Annotated in this window: 13 protein-coding genes; 6 read left to right on the top strand and 7 right to left on the bottom strand. The window is 59.8% G+C overall.

Translation table 11 applies throughout. The annotated features are described in order from the left end of the window. Nucleotides 1-337: 337 nt before the first annotated feature. Nucleotides 338-1,036, bottom strand: a complete 699-nt coding sequence (locus IPV69_RS15175) for an alpha/beta hydrolase (protein ID WP_206290535.1) — start codon at nt 1,034-1,036, stop codon at nt 338-340. Nucleotides 1,037-1,047: 11 nt separating this feature from the next. Further along, nucleotides 1,048-1,494 (bottom strand): GNAT family acetyltransferase, encoded by a 447-nt coding sequence (locus tag IPV69_RS15180; protein WP_206290536.1) that lies wholly within the window; start codon nt 1,492-1,494, stop codon nt 1,048-1,050. Between the two features lie 943 nt (nt 1,495-2,437). Between IPV69_RS15180 and IPV69_RS15185 the strand changes: the two genes are divergently transcribed. The 5 genes from IPV69_RS15185 to IPV69_RS15205 are packed head-to-tail and all read left to right on the top strand — an operon-like array spanning nt 2,438 to nt 8,857. Further along, nucleotides 2,438-2,965 carry a sigma-70 family RNA polymerase sigma factor gene (locus IPV69_RS15185; protein ID WP_206290537.1) on the top strand — a complete coding sequence of 176 codons (528 nt, stop codon included), beginning with the start codon at nt 2,438-2,440 and terminating at the stop codon, nt 2,963-2,965. Further along, complete coding sequence (locus IPV69_RS15190) at nt 2,962-3,870, top strand: hypothetical protein (protein WP_206290538.1); 909 nt, start codon at nt 2,962-2,964, stop codon at nt 3,868-3,870. The genes IPV69_RS15185 and IPV69_RS15190 overlap by 4 nt, the downstream gene beginning before the upstream one ends. Nucleotides 3,871-3,930: 60 nt before the next feature. After that, a complete protein-coding gene (locus IPV69_RS15195; RefSeq protein ID WP_206290539.1) occupies nt 3,931-5,838 on the top strand; it encodes a sulfatase-like hydrolase/transferase in 1,908 nt (635 codons plus the stop codon). A 39-nt stretch (nt 5,839-5,877) separates the two neighbouring features. Beyond that, a complete protein-coding gene (locus IPV69_RS15200; RefSeq protein WP_206290540.1) occupies nt 5,878-7,476 on the top strand; it encodes a sulfatase-like hydrolase/transferase in 1,599 nt (532 codons plus the stop codon). Nucleotides 7,477-7,495: 19 nt separating this feature from the next. Then, nucleotides 7,496-8,857 carry a sulfatase family protein gene (locus IPV69_RS15205; protein ID WP_206290541.1) on the top strand — a complete coding sequence of 454 codons (1,362 nt, stop codon included), beginning with the start codon at nt 7,496-7,498 and terminating at the stop codon, nt 8,855-8,857. Between the two features lie 318 nt (nt 8,858-9,175). On the opposite strand, the gene IPV69_RS15210 is transcribed toward IPV69_RS15205, so the two are convergent. The 3 genes from IPV69_RS15210 to IPV69_RS15220 all read right to left on the bottom strand — a co-directional run bounded on the left by IPV69_RS15210 (nt 9,176) and on the right by IPV69_RS15220 (nt 11,689). After that, nucleotides 9,176-9,565, bottom strand: coding sequence for an MOSC domain-containing protein (locus IPV69_RS15210; RefSeq protein WP_390884414.1), 390 nt, complete (start codon nt 9,563-9,565; stop codon nt 9,176-9,178). Nucleotides 9,566-9,714: 149 nt separating this feature from the next. Further along, on the bottom strand, nt 9,715-11,142 hold the full coding sequence (locus tag IPV69_RS15215) for an MFS transporter (protein WP_206290543.1): 1,428 nt from the start codon (nt 11,140-11,142) through the stop codon (nt 9,715-9,717). A 1-nt stretch (nt 11,143) separates the two neighbouring features. Continuing rightward, complete coding sequence (locus IPV69_RS15220; RefSeq protein ID WP_206290544.1) at nt 11,144-11,689, bottom strand: cupin domain-containing protein; 546 nt, start codon at nt 11,687-11,689, stop codon at nt 11,144-11,146. 139 nt (nt 11,690-11,828) lie between these two features. Between IPV69_RS15220 and IPV69_RS15225 the strand changes: the two genes are divergently transcribed. Continuing rightward, nucleotides 11,829-12,725 carry a LysR family transcriptional regulator gene (locus IPV69_RS15225; protein WP_206290545.1) on the top strand — a complete coding sequence of 299 codons (897 nt, stop codon included), beginning with the start codon at nt 11,829-11,831 and terminating at the stop codon, nt 12,723-12,725. A 106-nt stretch (nt 12,726-12,831) separates the two neighbouring features. On the opposite strand, the gene IPV69_RS15230 is transcribed toward IPV69_RS15225, so the two are convergent. Then, nucleotides 12,832-13,341: a methyltransferase family protein gene (locus IPV69_RS15230; RefSeq protein WP_206290546.1), complete on the bottom strand. Its 510-nt coding sequence runs from the start codon at nt 13,339-13,341 to the stop codon at nt 12,832-12,834. Next, nucleotides 13,338-13,994 (bottom strand): NAD(P)H-binding protein, encoded by a 657-nt coding sequence (locus tag IPV69_RS15235; RefSeq protein WP_206290547.1) that lies wholly within the window; start codon nt 13,992-13,994, stop codon nt 13,338-13,340. The genes IPV69_RS15230 and IPV69_RS15235 overlap by 4 nt, the downstream gene beginning before the upstream one ends. Nucleotides 13,995-14,014: the final 20 nt, after the last annotated feature.

Consider the following 14,014-nt stretch of genomic DNA (forward strand, 5'->3'; position numbering starts at 1 on the left):
GTAGCTCAGAAGATCGATGCCGCCGTCATTGTCGCCGCCGCTTTTCGGAACGAGTATGGCGGACGAAACCATGCAGTTTGCGCCCGGGAACCGAAGACAACCAGCCGTTAACCTGCGGCCATTGGTCTCTCGTTCGACCACAGACTTTCGGGCCAATCGGGCCAGACACGGGGTGGTTGAGCGCGCTAGGCGAAGACTCAGAAACCCGACGAGAGACTATCGCCGAGACTGCCCAGATCGCTAAACCCTCGCGGACGTGGGCGAAACAAGCGAAAACGCCAAGGCGGGTGGCCTCGGCGTTTCGTCTTAACCAGCGGGTCGCGATTTCTCGCGGCCGTCATTTAAGTAGTAACCAGGCGAGAGCACTCGGAAGTTCAGAATTCCAACACACGGGGTCGTGCCCGCCATCGTATTCGTGGCAGTGAATCTCGTGACCAGCGTCGGTCATGCGCTTCGCAAGTCGGCGCACGGAGGCAACTTGGCTGGGCCTTTGAATCAGCGGCGTGGGAGGGTGTGACACGTTCTCACTCACTTCATGGATGCCCACGCTGAGCCAGAATCGGTTCGCCTTCGTACCAGCGAGAGGCATTGAACTGGCAAGCCATTCGTCCTGCCACCACGCGGAAGGCGATTGCGCCAGCACACCGGCAAAGATGCCGGGAGCGAGAACGGCCGTGTAAACCGCCTGAAGGGCGCTCAAACTGAGTCCACAGAGAAACAGGCGATCATGGTTCCCTACTTCTCGTTCGATCCATCGCGGCATGTCCGTGCCGAGAAAGGACGCAAAGCTCTCATTGCAGATGTATTCCACCTGTCGGTTGGCTGCGGAGACAGAAGAGAGATAGACCCTGTTCAGAGCGGGCAATGTCCCATCTGCCTGAGCTTCACGGATGCGCTCAGAAGCCTTCACCCGGTCCCTGTATAACTCGCCATCCAGAAAGAGAAGGCAGTCTTTGGCATCGCCCGAAGCAGTCACGTCAATCCAGGCTGTACGTGGTGCGGGGAGCCCGTGGCTGGAGATCTGGTGTTCAGACATGGTGAGCGGGATCATACGTCGGTGGGTGGGATATTTTTCTGGATGCGTTTGCCCATACTTACTCTTTGCTCCACGGCGTAACCCATGGAAGAGTAGAATGCCGCAACTGCCTCATTGCCTTCCATGATCTGAAGATTGATCTTCATGCAGCCTCTCGCCGCCAACGCGATCTCTGCATGGGTGACAAGTCGTGAGCCGATGCCTTGTTTCCGGTATCCTGGATGCACGGCGACCGAGTAAATCCAGCCCCGATGGCCATCGTACCCGGCGATAATCGTGCCAATGATCCCAGGGTCATTGATGGCCACGAAGAACAGCCCGTCACAGACTGCGATCTTCTTCTCGATAACGAGCGAGGGGCAGTTGTGAGCCGCATCGTAACCGAAAACAGTTTCCCATAACGCGACGACTTCGTTGCGGTGAATGGCATTCTCGAAGGGGGCGATGGTGATGGTCATTTGCTTACGATGATATCCGGCTGCTGAATGAAGCAACCGGTGATCGTTCTTTGGCTTGATGCCGGCGGGTACGTGTCTGAGATGGCTGCTTTGGGATCTCAGAATGTCTATTTGACCGCCAGCGTCTAGTACCAATTGTCCTTCGAGTTCGAACCCGTTGGATTGCCGATGGCTTGAATTCTGAGACCCTCGCGCTCAGACCGGCTTGTAGCCGGGCAGCCCAGAAGATCGATGCCGCCGTCATTGTCGCCGCCGCTTTTCGGAATGAGTATGGCGGACGAAACCATGCAGTTTGCGCCCGGGAACCGAAGACAACCAGCCGTTAACCTGTGGCCGCTGGTCTCTCGTTCTCGTTCGACCAGAGACTTTCGGGCCAATCAGGCCAGACACGGGGCGGTTGGGCGCGGTAGGCGAAGACTCAGAAGCGCGACGAGAGACTCCGACCGAGACCGCCCGGATCGCTAAACCCTCGCGGACGAGGGCAAAACAAACGAAAACGCCGAGGCGGTTAGCCTCGGCGTTTCGTCTTAACCAGCGGGTCGCGATTTCTCGCGGCCGTCATTTGAGTAGCGGGGGGAGGGTTCGAACCTCCAACCTCCGGGTTATGAGCGTCTTCGACGCCAAAACCGTAACTCTCTTTGTAGACTCAAACTCACGACGACCCCACGGTTTACGACCGTGAGCCGTACACAAACGTGTTAGCCATGTTAGCCATGTTTTTCCATTTCGGGGGCCAACTTGGGGTCCCATTTTTCCCGGCCCGTTTTACCCCCTACCTCCGGGGTATCAACCCGACGAGCGACTGTGCATCGTGCATCGTCGAACCAATCCGCCGCTACCGACGCGTCTCCCCCAAGATCTTCCAGAGCCAGTTGCTTTTTGAACCACTTGAAAACTTTTTTCGGCAAATCCGAAGGCGCTCGGCGAGGTATTAGGTAGAGCCATGCCGTCGCCGACACCCGAACCCGATCATGCCGACTTTCTCCGCCTCTACGCGGAGCATCAGGGAGCGTTGCAGACCTTTGTCCGCTCACTGCTCTGCTCACGTGAGGAGGCGGCGGAGGTGATGCAAGAGGTGCTCATCGTGTTGTGGCAGAAATTTGACCAAGTCCAGGAATTTCGGCCCTGGGCCTTCGGTGTGGCCAGGAACATGGTGCTGCGTCATTTGCGCGCTCGAAAACAGGACCGGCATGTGTTCGGCGAGGATCTGGTTAATCAACTCGCCGACGATGCTGCGAACCTGGTGGAGCGTCATGCAGGGCATCGCGAGGCGTTGCAGGAGTGCTTGAACAAGCTTCCCGCCGCTCAACGCCAACTTGTGCTTACGGCCTACACGAAAGGAACTCGTATTGACGATCTCGCGACGCGGCGCGGCCAGACGCCGATGTCGCTCTACAAAGTACTGCACCGCATCCGGCAGGCTTTGCTGGAGTGTGTGCAACGCACCGTTGCGAAGGGGGAACCCGCATGAATACGGGCCCACACGAGATGATCCAACGCCGTCTCTCTGGCACGATGACCGAGGTCGAGGCGTCCGAGCTTCAGGCGGCTCTCGGGTCGGACGCGGAGCTGCGTCGTCTCTACCTCGACTATATGAACCTGGACGTCGTCCTGGCCTCCAAGGCAGAGAGTAGTGAAGGGACACGCGAGTTGATCGTCTCTCGGGTAAACCGTCCGGTGTCACGCGGGTTCCAATGGCGTCGCCTCTCGGCGGCGGCGTCGGTTGGGCTGCTGGTTGGGCTATTCAGTGCCTCCTTGGTGTACGGATTCGTCATGCGGCGGCAGGTGAAGACCCAGTCTGTTTTGACGGAGGGATTTGAAGATGTGGCGGTGCCCCGCGATCAAGGCGTCCCACATCGAGTCGGCGTGTGGTCCGGCGATTTGCTGGCCCCGCAGGGTGCTGAGCGAGGTGTAACGCCCGCCGAAGGGCTGCGCATGGTAGCGCTTCCGCCGGTGGAAAAGAGAAAGTTTAGCTATGCCTTTCGATTCCTGGATATGGCTGCGCTTCCCGAGAATGGGACGGCTCCATCTCGCCGGATTGAAGTGACGGCGCGGTTTCAGGGTGCATTGCCGGGGGTGCAGGATCGATTCCAGATTCGTCTCGCCGCCTTTTCCGAGGACGCCGAAGGCGCGCGTGCGATCTGGGTCGGCGGACAGGTGAATGAGCAGGCGCTGATCCACGTGGCCAAGACCGTAACGACCGCCCCAGATGTCAGTGGCTGGACGACGTTGCAACTCTCGACCGATGTACCCGCCGGAGCAAAACATCTGCTCATTTCGCTCGCCGCGGGAGTTGCAGATGACGAGGCACCCAAGACCGAGCATTATCTGGATGATGTGCAGGTCCGGCTCATCAACCACGAAGCACCGCCTTAGCAACCAGTTGGCAATCGAAAGTGTTCTTCAGTCGCTCCATTTCTCTTTCTAGTTCCCATGATGAAACACGCCGCCATTATTCTCGTCGCACTGCTGCTTCTCGCGCCCCGTCTGGTTGCCGCTCCTCCCAACGTGGTCTACCTGTTTGCGGATGATCTTGGCTGGAGTGACATCAGCGCGCATCCGGGGGGAAGCATTCCCACGCCGAACATCGACCGCTTGTTCAAGCAAGGGTGCGAGCTTCGTAACTTCATGGGCTGGTGCGTGTGCTCGCCGACCCGGGCGATGCTGCTTACCGGGCGGCATCCGTTTCGCGTCGGCACCGGGCCAGAGACGGGCGGCGAATTGGAGAAGGCCGAGGCGACCATCGCTGAAGGCTTCAAGGCCAATGGCTATACCACCGGCGTCTTTGGGAAGTGGCACAACGGCGAAGACCCCGACACGGCGGAATATCGCGCGGCTTATGCCGAGGCGTTCAAGGCGATGCCGAACAAGAAGTTCAAGGGTGGGCTCGGTGTAAACGAGCACGGCTTCGACGAGGCCTGGGTCTATTATGGCGGCGGAGCCGACTACTTCACTCGGCGCACCGCCGGTGGAAGAGGGCCAGTAAGCTGGTGGCATAACCGTGAGTTCCGCCCACAGGATGCGGGCTACACGGAGGACTTCATCGTGCAGCACGTCATGGAGTTCATCCGGGCAAACAAGGAGCATCCGTTCTTCTGCTATGTGCCGTTCCACATCGTGCATGCTCCTTTGCAGGCAAAGGATTCCGACCTCAAGGACGTGGACCCGAAGGTGACCGACGAGACCAAGCGGACTTACGCCGCGATGGTGCAGGCACTGGACAAGAACGTCGGCGCCATCCTGGGCGAACTTGACAAGCTCGGGCTGCGCGACAACACGATTGTCGTCTTCACCAGCGACAACGGCGCGACCATGGACGGCAGCAACCTGCCCTTCAAAGGGGGCAAGCACTCCATCTACGAAGGCGGCACGCATCTGCCCACCGTTATTCATTGGCCCAAGGGGAAGGTCGCCGGCGGCGCCTGGGATGGGCTTTGCGGCGCGCTCGATATGTTTCCCACGTTGATGGCAATGGCCGATTTGAAAATGCCGGAGACACGTCCGCTCGACGGCAAGAACATCTGGCCCGCGCTGCGCGACAACGGCCCCAGCCCCGTCGAAAGCTATTACTGGGCTTGGCACAATGAAGATGCCATCCGCACGGACGAATGGCGGTTGCACCGCTTCTTCGATCGCAACGAGCTCTACAACATCCGCACCGATATCGGCGAGACGAAAAACGTTGCCGACGCCAATCCCGAGGTCGTGAAATCACTCACCGGAAGAATGGATGCGTGGACAGATTCGCTCGGAGCCGCGCTGACCCACCAGGCAGTACCCAGGAAGCTCGATGCCAAGCCCGCGCCCGAAGGGGAAGTGCTGGAAGTCTCCGTCACTGTGGCCGCAGATGCCAAACCGAAGGACCAACTGGTCGTACCCATCGCGAGCTTTGGCGGCAATCAATTCGCCACCGACTACATCGAGTATGACATCGCCATTGCACCAGACAGCCTGCGTCGGGGCTTCTATTACTCGCCATTCAAAGGCAACGACAGCAAGGCATTGAAGCTCGACTTCAAACGCGGCGAAGGCATCGATCAATTCGGTCGAGAACAAGCCATCGGGCCTGAGGTGCAAGGCGGGCCGGGCGTGTGGGAGCATCGCATCATCGGCCTTTGCAGCAGCGCCCCTGGGATCCTGCCACGCCATGGCTTGGTCTTCAAAGGCGGCAAGCCCGGTACTTACAAGGTCTATCTCGACAACCTCCGCATCCGGCACGTCGACGGCAGCACCACGCCGATCTGGACCCATGGCAAGGACACCCGATCCGCCAGGTTCGAGGCGAACGAGCTATTCAAAGACCTGAAGGTCCGTACCGTTGATGTCGCCGAAGTCGGCAAATAACAGCCCTTGTGACCCTTGTCGTGTCGAGGAAGCGTGACCATGAGAACTACCACTCTCCTTCTGGCGGCACTGTCGCTACTGGTCTTGGCCGGCGATGCACTTGCGGGGGACAATACCAAATCGCGTCCCCCCAACATCCTCTTCATCATCACCGACCAGCAGCGCTGGGATGCGATGAGTTGCGCGGGCAACAAGGTGCTCAAGACACCAAATCTCGACAAACTCGCGTCCCAAGGAGTACGCTTCGCGAACTTCTACTCGGCTTGTCCCGTCTGTGTGCCTGCCCGCACGGCAATCCTTACCGGGCACAGCATTGAGTCCAACAAGGTGCTGTCCAATGCGGATGTCGACAAGACCGACGCACCGGCATTTCCGTCGTTCGATCAGATCCTTCTGCGCAGCGGCTACCATGGCGAATACCATGGCAAGTATCACAGCCCCTACCATCTCGCGCTCGACTACACGCATCCAGTGATGTGGCTCAACGGCAAGAAGGCTCCGCCCGGCTGCAAGGCCACCATGTCCGAGAGCGAAGCCTTTCGCGCCTATCTCGAAAAGAATGTCGCGAAGAGGCCCCTGCGCACGGGCGAGTTGCTTCAGGCGAATGGAATCTACACGCCAATTGAGTTGGATGGACGATTCGGTAAACCCGACGCACCCAAAGGTTCTCAAGCCGAGTCTTATGGACGCCTGGAAGCTCCTGCGGAGCACAGCCTGGCGGCGTTCACCGCGAAGGAAGGGCTCGACGCCTTGGACCGACTGAAGGACGGACCGTTTACGCTCACCATTTCCATCGGCCCACCACACCCGCCGATGATCGTCTCGGAACCCTATTACAGCATGTATCCTCCGAAGAACATTGCGCCGCCCGTGAGCATAGGCGATCCTCGGACGAATTCTCCTTATGCGGACAAATCCGGGGAAGGTCTGCTCTATCGCCGTCCGCCGCTCATCCAGCAAATGACGTCGATCTACTACGGTATGGTCACGGAAGTGGATGACTGGATCGGCAAGATTCTCACGCGCCTCGACGAGCTCGGGTTATCCGACAACACGCTGGTGGTGTTCACCAGCGACCACGGCGAGATGCTCGGCGATCACGGGATGCACGGCAAATTTGTGTTTTACGAGGGATCTGTCCACGTTCCGCTGCTCCTGCGCCTGCCCGGCACCATCAAGCCGGGCACGGTCATCAAAGCACCTGCTTCGCACATCGATCTCTTTCCGACGATTCTCGATTACTGCGGCAAAGCCGGACACGAATCTGAAGGCCGCAGTTTGCGTCCGCTCATTGAGGGTCGGGAGGATGGAAACGGCCGCATCGCCGTCTCCGAATGGCCGGCCACGAGAGTGCCCGGCTTCATGGTATGCGATGGTCGGTGGAAGCTCCTTTACGGTCGCGAGGCAAATGCGCCATCGCTCGATGCACTCTACGATTTGCAGACCGACCCGCAGGAGTTGAACAATCTAATCGGCAACAATCCCGACAGAGAAAAGCACCGCGCGGAAGCAGAATGGATGAAAGCCTGGCTCGTCGATTGGCTCACACGCGTGAAGTCGCCACACCTGGATTCTGTCCGCCAGCGGCCCTTCCTCGCCGACAGTCAGCCTATAAAGAATGCTCCGAAACAAAATTGACGCCCATGGGATTACTGCCATGAAACATGCCATCTTCGCACTCGTGTTGTCGCTGCTCGCTCCGCTGACAGCACTACACGCGGCAACACCTGATACGAAGCCCAACATCGTCTTCATCCTGGCCGACGACCTGGGTCGCGGCGACCTGCACTGCTACGGACACCCGTATGCTCGCACGCCAAACATCGATTCGCTCGCGCGCGATGGCACGCGATTCATGCAGTACCACGCCACCGGCTGCACTTGCTGCCCGTCGCGCACGGGGCTGATGACCTCCAGGTTCCCGGCGACATATGCCACTTACCCCGCCAACGGCGGTTTTGCGAGCCACGTCACGATCACCGAGCTGCTGAAGAAGCAAGGCTACGCCACTGGGCACTTTGGTAAATGGCATATCGGGCCGGTGGACAAGCCCGGAACGTATGGGATCGACGACATTATTTCGGGCGACGAGCAGGCAGGCGGAAAGAAAAAGCACGTCGACGAGCGCGGGCGCGACGCTCGCATCTATGACGATGCCATCAAGTTCGTAGAACAGCATAAGAATGGCCCGTTTTATATGAATGTCTGGGGTCACATCCCCCACAATCCCGTAAGTCCCACCGACGCGCTGGTGAAACGATGGACGGGATTGAAAGTGAGCGAGAACGATTTCCCGTCGCAGATGCAAGGCAAGTTTGACGACGTGCGGAAGGCGGGCGGCGACGTGGACGACGGGATGCGCCGATATCTGGCCGATATCGAATCCCTCGACGACGCCGTCGGCCGGCTGCTCAAGCGGATCGATGAACTGGGCCTGCGGGAGAACACCATCGTCGTCTTCAACAGCGACCAAGGCGCGGATATGACCAAAGCCGGCAACGGCGGATTGCGATTCAATCAGATGGGCTATAACGGCCCACAACGCGGCGGCAAGCACACGAACTGGCAAGGTGGACTTGATGTGCCCTGGATCGTGCGCTGGCCCAGCCACGTTCCGGCGGGCCGCACGGACGAGCAATCTGTCATCAGCGGCGCCGACTGGCTGCCGACGCTCTGCGCGATCACCGGCGTGAGAATCAACGCGGCCGACTTCGACGGCGAAGACGCATCGGCCGCGTGGCTCGGTAAAGGCCCGCATGTGCGCACCAAGCCGCTCTTCTGGAAGACCAGCTCGCCGGGTAGCGACTCGTTCATCCGCGAAGGCCAGTGGAAACTCCGGCGACCCACGCGAAGAAAAGACGGCGAACTCGAACTCTACGACATGGTCGCCGATCCTGCCGAAGTGAAGAACGTCGCCGCGCAGCGTCCCGAGATCGTGAAGCAGCTCTCGGCGAAGCTGGAAGCGTGGATCGCCACGTTGCCAAAGGAGTACATCAAGACAGACGACAAGCAGGATTGAGACGACGTAGTCGGCCGCTCGGGAGTGAGGGCAGGTGACGGGGTCATCGATTCAGCGTTATCAGCCATCTGTTGGAGGTATGTACGCTGCTGGGGGATGTTTACCGTAGGAAATCTGCGACAGGCCGCTCTACTTCCGTCGGACTTCGTATCAAGCCCTAAGAACCCCGCTGCTTGCCCACCACTTCGTAGACAATGACGCGAAGGAGCTGAATTGTTCGTCAACGGGCCATCAGGCGCTCTGCCATGGGTCGATACCAGCAATCACGGGGATTCTGCCAAGTGCCGAAGGGGTTGAGGCGTTTGACACAATGATGAATCACGACGATTTCTGTGGCGGTCTGCGGCCGGTTGACCCCGGCGGCACAATCCAGGCTGCGGGAAGCGGAGAGATGCCGACCTCGTCGCCAATTTCGATCATGCCGCCGCTGAGAATCTCCGCCCTTAAGCACGCGCAATTTGCGAAGGCCTCCTTGAACCCGGCCTTCGTGACCATGTTGCCGGGAATCGCGCACGGCACGCTATCCTCAAACCCCCGCATTTGAACCCCGCCAACCGTGAACCCTCTATCGACCAGGCCAAGTAGCTCTGCCGCACTCATGTTGTCGACCAGGAAATTGCGTCTGGTCTCAATCGGCAAAAACGGCACGCGAAGCTCCGAGTTGGCTTCATCGAGCGCACTACGGCTGATCAGCGTGACATGACGGATCGGTCGGTCTGCTTTGGTGTTTTCGCTCTTGAATCGCTTATCCGACGATCCAGTGCCTGGATGATCGGCCCTGCCGGACTGAGAAAGGGATTGCTTGAAAGAACTCCGCCAAAGTGAGCATTACCTATAGCGTGCCGACTCTGAATGCTTCAGTGTTTCCCATCGACAGGCACACCAGCCGGCGGGTGCGGCATCGGACTGACCGTCAGCGTGCACACAAGACCTGCCACAAACGTCAACGCCGCTCCGATCCCAAGACCGATCTGAGGCGCTGCTTCGGCGGAGGATAGGGTGAAGAGTAGCGTTGTGATAACGGCGCCAGCGGTTTGACCAAATAGCCTGGCGGTGCCCTGCATACCTCCCGCGGCGCCGCTCCGCTCGGTTGGTGCCGAAAGGAACATGTTGCGGTTGTTGGCGACATTAAAGAGGCTGAAACCGAGGCCACAAAGCATGGTGAATGGCACGAGCAGCAGCGGGTCGTTCTTCAACGGCCAGAGTGCGGCGGCTCCGAGCCCGGTCGCGATAAGCATGCCGCCCACGGCACTCAGCCAGGCTGTCGACACGCGGTCCGCGAGACGGCCTGCGAACGGGGCGGCGACAGCCACGGTCAAAGGCCAGGCCGTCATGTAAAGCCCGGCCTTCAGCGTGTCCTGTCCAAGCCCGTGCTGGAGGTAGAACGGTAGCGCGACCATGCCGGCGGTCTGACCAGCAAAACAACACGCGGAGGCGATCGCCGAATAACGGAATGAATCGGCGCGGAGCAAGTCGAGCGGGATCAGTGGTGCCTTCTTCGGCATTTCCCGTCGAACCAGCGCCACCATCTCGAGGGCTGCCGCGGCGAGCATGACGGCAGCAAGGACCGGCCTGGTCGGGAGCAGTTCCGCGCCAATGACCAATGCCGCGAAGGCTCCGGCATTCAACGCCACACTGAATAGATCCAGCCGACGTGCCGTTCCGCCGACATCTGGTAGCGCGCGGGTGGCGAGTAGCACCAACAGACCCAGGGGGAGGTTGACGGCGAAGAGCCAGGGCCAGGTTGCGGCTGACAGCACCGCCGCGCCGATCGCCGGACCTGCGGCAGACGACAACGCGATAGCAACGGCGTTCCAGCCGATAGCAGTGCCGAGCCGCCGATCTGGAACCACGACGCGCAGCAGCGCGACGCCGAGGGCCATGACTGCAGCACCTCCGAGCCCCTGGAGGAGGCGGGCCGCGACGAGCCAAGACAGGGACGGTGACAACGCGCACAACACGGACGCTGCTGTGAACAGTGCAACACCCGCCGTGAAGACCCGGCGATAACCCACGCTTTCCCCGAGCGCGGCGCAGGGCAGCAAGGCCATCAATAAGGCGGTCTGATAGGCAGTGATAACCCAGACCGACATGGCGGGCGTCACGCTGAGCGATCGCGCGATCGTTGGCAGGGCGACGTTTGCAATGGCCGCGTCCAGCACCACGAGCACCATGGCAGCAAGCACGGAGGCGATCGCGACCATATGCCTTGGCTCGCCCAGCCCCAGCGACTGCATTTCCATGCGGTCGTCGACTCGCGCGGGCGATGATGATCCGTGGGGCATTTTAGAGCCTCCCCAAGGTCCAGACGCCGTCCCGCTCAATGTACCTCGTCACTCTGTGTTCTTCTTTGTCCTCCTTCTTCAAGTCCCGCTCTGTAAAGCGGAACAACAGTGCGGGTCCGGAAATGCACCGTGTGTCATGAATATCCCCCGGCAGATACACCTGGACCTGTCCGGGGCGTACCAGCGTTGAATCCCTCTTCACGAGTTTCACGCTACCGTCCGGGGCCTCGATCCGCGCATAGGTTCTCATCTCGATTTCGCCTTGCTGGATCGCATAGATAACCCACCCTCTGCCGTGGTCATGGGGTGGTCTATAGAGCCCCTCATGTTCGGTGTGCGCCAACAGCACGAAACCATGTGTCGGATCCCGGTAAACTTCGTTGTAAGTCGGAGCTTCGCGGTGCAGTGCCGCCAACCATTCCTCCGTGGATGGCGCTTTGACGAGTTCCTCCAAGTGCTGACGACAACCTGCGATCACTTCGGAGGTAAGCGGACCCCAAATCTGTCCAACCTCTTCAATAAACTTGTCCAGCGAGTTCTTAGCCATGTTGTTTCCTTTCAATTCGGAGCGGATGGACCCGGTTCAATCGTTAAGGCGAAGGATAGGTGCCTTTCACGCATGGCGGAATACGCACTGATTGCATGTTATCATTGCGTTTGACGCCATATTCCGATACGGTCAATTCATGTCGCGACCCGATTTCAATTTGCTCGTCACCCTTGACGTGTTGCTCGTGGAAAGCAACGTCACGCATGCTGCCCGACGGTTGCGTCTTAGCCCGTCGGCGATGAGCCGGGCGTTGGCGCGATTGCGAGAGACGACGGGCGATCCGCTGCTGGTCAGGGCTGGGCGTGGTCTCGTTCCCACACCCCGAGCGCTCGAACTCCGCGAGCGAGTCAGTCAGCTCGTGCAGGACGGTGAAGCGGTTTTACGGCCTGCCGAGAAGCTGAATCTCAAGCAGATAGTCCGAACATTTACGTTGCGGACCAGCGAAGGCTTTGTGGAGAACTTCGGACCGGATCTCATTGCTCGCGCCGGCGAGGAGGCTCCCGGCCTGCGGCTGCGCTTTGTGCAGAAGCCAAACAAAGACAGCGCACCGCTCCGGGACGGGACCGTCGATCTGGAAACAGGCGTTTTGGAAAAGACGACGGCACCGGAGCTGCGTGTCCAGGGATTGTTCCGGGACCGCTACATTGGCGTCGTGCGAAAGGGGCACCCACTGAGCAAGGGAAAGATCACGCCGTCCCGTTATGCGGCCGGCCGACACATCAGCGTCTCTCGGGAGGGTCTCGACAAGGGACCGATTGATGAAGCCCTGCAGCAATTCGATTTGGAACGGAAGATCGTCACGATCGTTGGTGGCTTTTCCACCGCACTGGGCCTGGCACGGGCCTCCGACCTGATCGCCAGCGTGCCCGAACGCCACACCGGTAACTTACGCGCTGGGATGCATAGCTTCCCGCTTCCGGTCTCAATACCAGCGTTCACGGTTTCATTACTTTGGCACCCGCGGCTGGATGCCGATCAAGCCCATCGCTGGTTGCGCGACCACATTCGAGACATCTGTGCAGTGATCCGCTGAAAAGGCATGCATCCAGCGGCTCGATCGAGGGAAGTGGCGAGGGTAGAGGGGCTGGGGGCGTATACCGGCCGTAAAATGGAGCGTAAGTCGCCTGGCATGTTCGCACCTATACCCATCGCCGGACACGGGACCTGTATTGCATGAACTGCGGTCCAAACTTTGCGGCCAAGGCTTGTTCCTCAGGCTTGATTTGAAACCGAGTCATGTAGGCAACAAACGCCGGCAAGAGAAGTGCAGCAGCGACATTCGATAGTTGGATGGCCCAACCCGCAAGGGCCACGAGAAAGCCAAGATACATCGGATTGCGAGTAAAGCGGTAGATGCCACCAGACACCACGATCCCCGCAGCGCTCGGAGTTATGGGATTGACCGTTGTGCCCGCTCGCCGAAACGCGACAACGCCAACCAGCGCAACTGCGGCGCCGAGAACGACAAGGGCGATCGCATAGACAGAAGCGCCAGGTAACTTGAAGGTAGGTGTCGGCACCAAGCGGGCCACACCGAACATGGCACCGGCAAAGACGACCCAGACGAACAACGGTGGAACCCTGAGTTCAAGCCAGCGCATGGCAAGGATGCGATCTAAAGCCCTAAAGTTTCGCCGCGGGCGATTCATCTGCGACCTCTGGATACAAGCGGAGCTGCCCCAACAAAACGATTCGCGACGGATTCCTCGAGCATCCACCGGCCCATGTCTTCATAAGCGACCGGGAACCATGAGTTTGATGCGCCCGGCCAGTCGCCGGAAGCGACTGGAGGTTCGGCACGGCCTCTGGAGTTGACTGCGGCGCGAACAAGCGTCCAGCGAAGCGATGTAAACACGCCCTTGCCGAGGGCATCGACGACGGCTTGTTGTTCAGCGGCCCCACGACCCATGTTGCCTGGCATCCACGAGAAGAAGCGCATCAGCCGGCTCGCCGGCATTCCTGGCAAGGAGGTGAGCAGTGTGTTGATCATGACGATGCGGTCGACTCCTGCGGCGATCATGGACTCCTTGACGGAAGCCATGTTCGCCGAGAGCAGCGCGGAGCGATCGTGGGTCGTTGCCGTTACTCCGAGGGCGGTGAGTACCGCATCTGTGGCGGCAAACGCCGCGGCGAGCGCCGTGAAATCCGCGAGAGACTCCACAACGACGACACGAGAGCCGGGTGGCACGTCGGTGATGCGCTCAGGACGCGAGCGGACGATGGCAGTGAAATCGATTCCCTCCAAACGACACACGCGGAGAATACCTTGGCCGAGACCGCCCGCCGCCCCGAGGACTGCCACGTGACGAGGCAGCGAATGTT

This window comes from Humisphaera borealis, assembly GCF_015169395.1.
Lineage (GTDB): Bacteria > Planctomycetota > Phycisphaerae > Tepidisphaerales > Tepidisphaeraceae > Humisphaera > Humisphaera borealis.

Coding starts and splice junctions, on each gene's coding strand:
- IPV69_RS15195 (WP_206290539.1), top strand. CDS start 3,931: ATGAAACACGCCGCCATTATTCTCGTCGCACTGCTGCTTCTCGCGCCC.
- IPV69_RS15230 (WP_206290546.1), bottom strand. CDS start 13,341: ATGAATCGCCCGCGGCGAAACTTTAGGGCTTTAGATCGCATCCTTGCC.
- IPV69_RS15200 (WP_206290540.1), top strand. CDS start 5,878: ATGAGAACTACCACTCTCCTTCTGGCGGCACTGTCGCTACTGGTCTTG.
- IPV69_RS15225 (WP_206290545.1), top strand. CDS start 11,829: ATGTCGCGACCCGATTTCAATTTGCTCGTCACCCTTGACGTGTTGCTC.
- IPV69_RS15190 (WP_206290538.1), top strand. CDS start 2,962: ATGAATACGGGCCCACACGAGATGATCCAACGCCGTCTCTCTGGCACG.
- IPV69_RS15205 (WP_206290541.1), top strand. CDS start 7,496: ATGAAACATGCCATCTTCGCACTCGTGTTGTCGCTGCTCGCTCCGCTG.
- IPV69_RS15175 (WP_206290535.1), bottom strand. CDS start 1,036: ATGTCTGAACACCAGATCTCCAGCCACGGGCTCCCCGCACCACGTACA.
- IPV69_RS15220 (WP_206290544.1), bottom strand. CDS start 11,689: ATGGCTAAGAACTCGCTGGACAAGTTTATTGAAGAGGTTGGACAGATT.
- IPV69_RS15180 (WP_206290536.1), bottom strand. CDS start 1,494: ATGACCATCACCATCGCCCCCTTCGAGAATGCCATTCACCGCAACGAA.
- IPV69_RS15215 (WP_206290543.1), bottom strand. CDS start 11,142: ATGCCCCACGGATCATCATCGCCCGCGCGAGTCGACGACCGCATGGAA.
- IPV69_RS15185 (WP_206290537.1), top strand. CDS start 2,438: ATGCCGTCGCCGACACCCGAACCCGATCATGCCGACTTTCTCCGCCTC.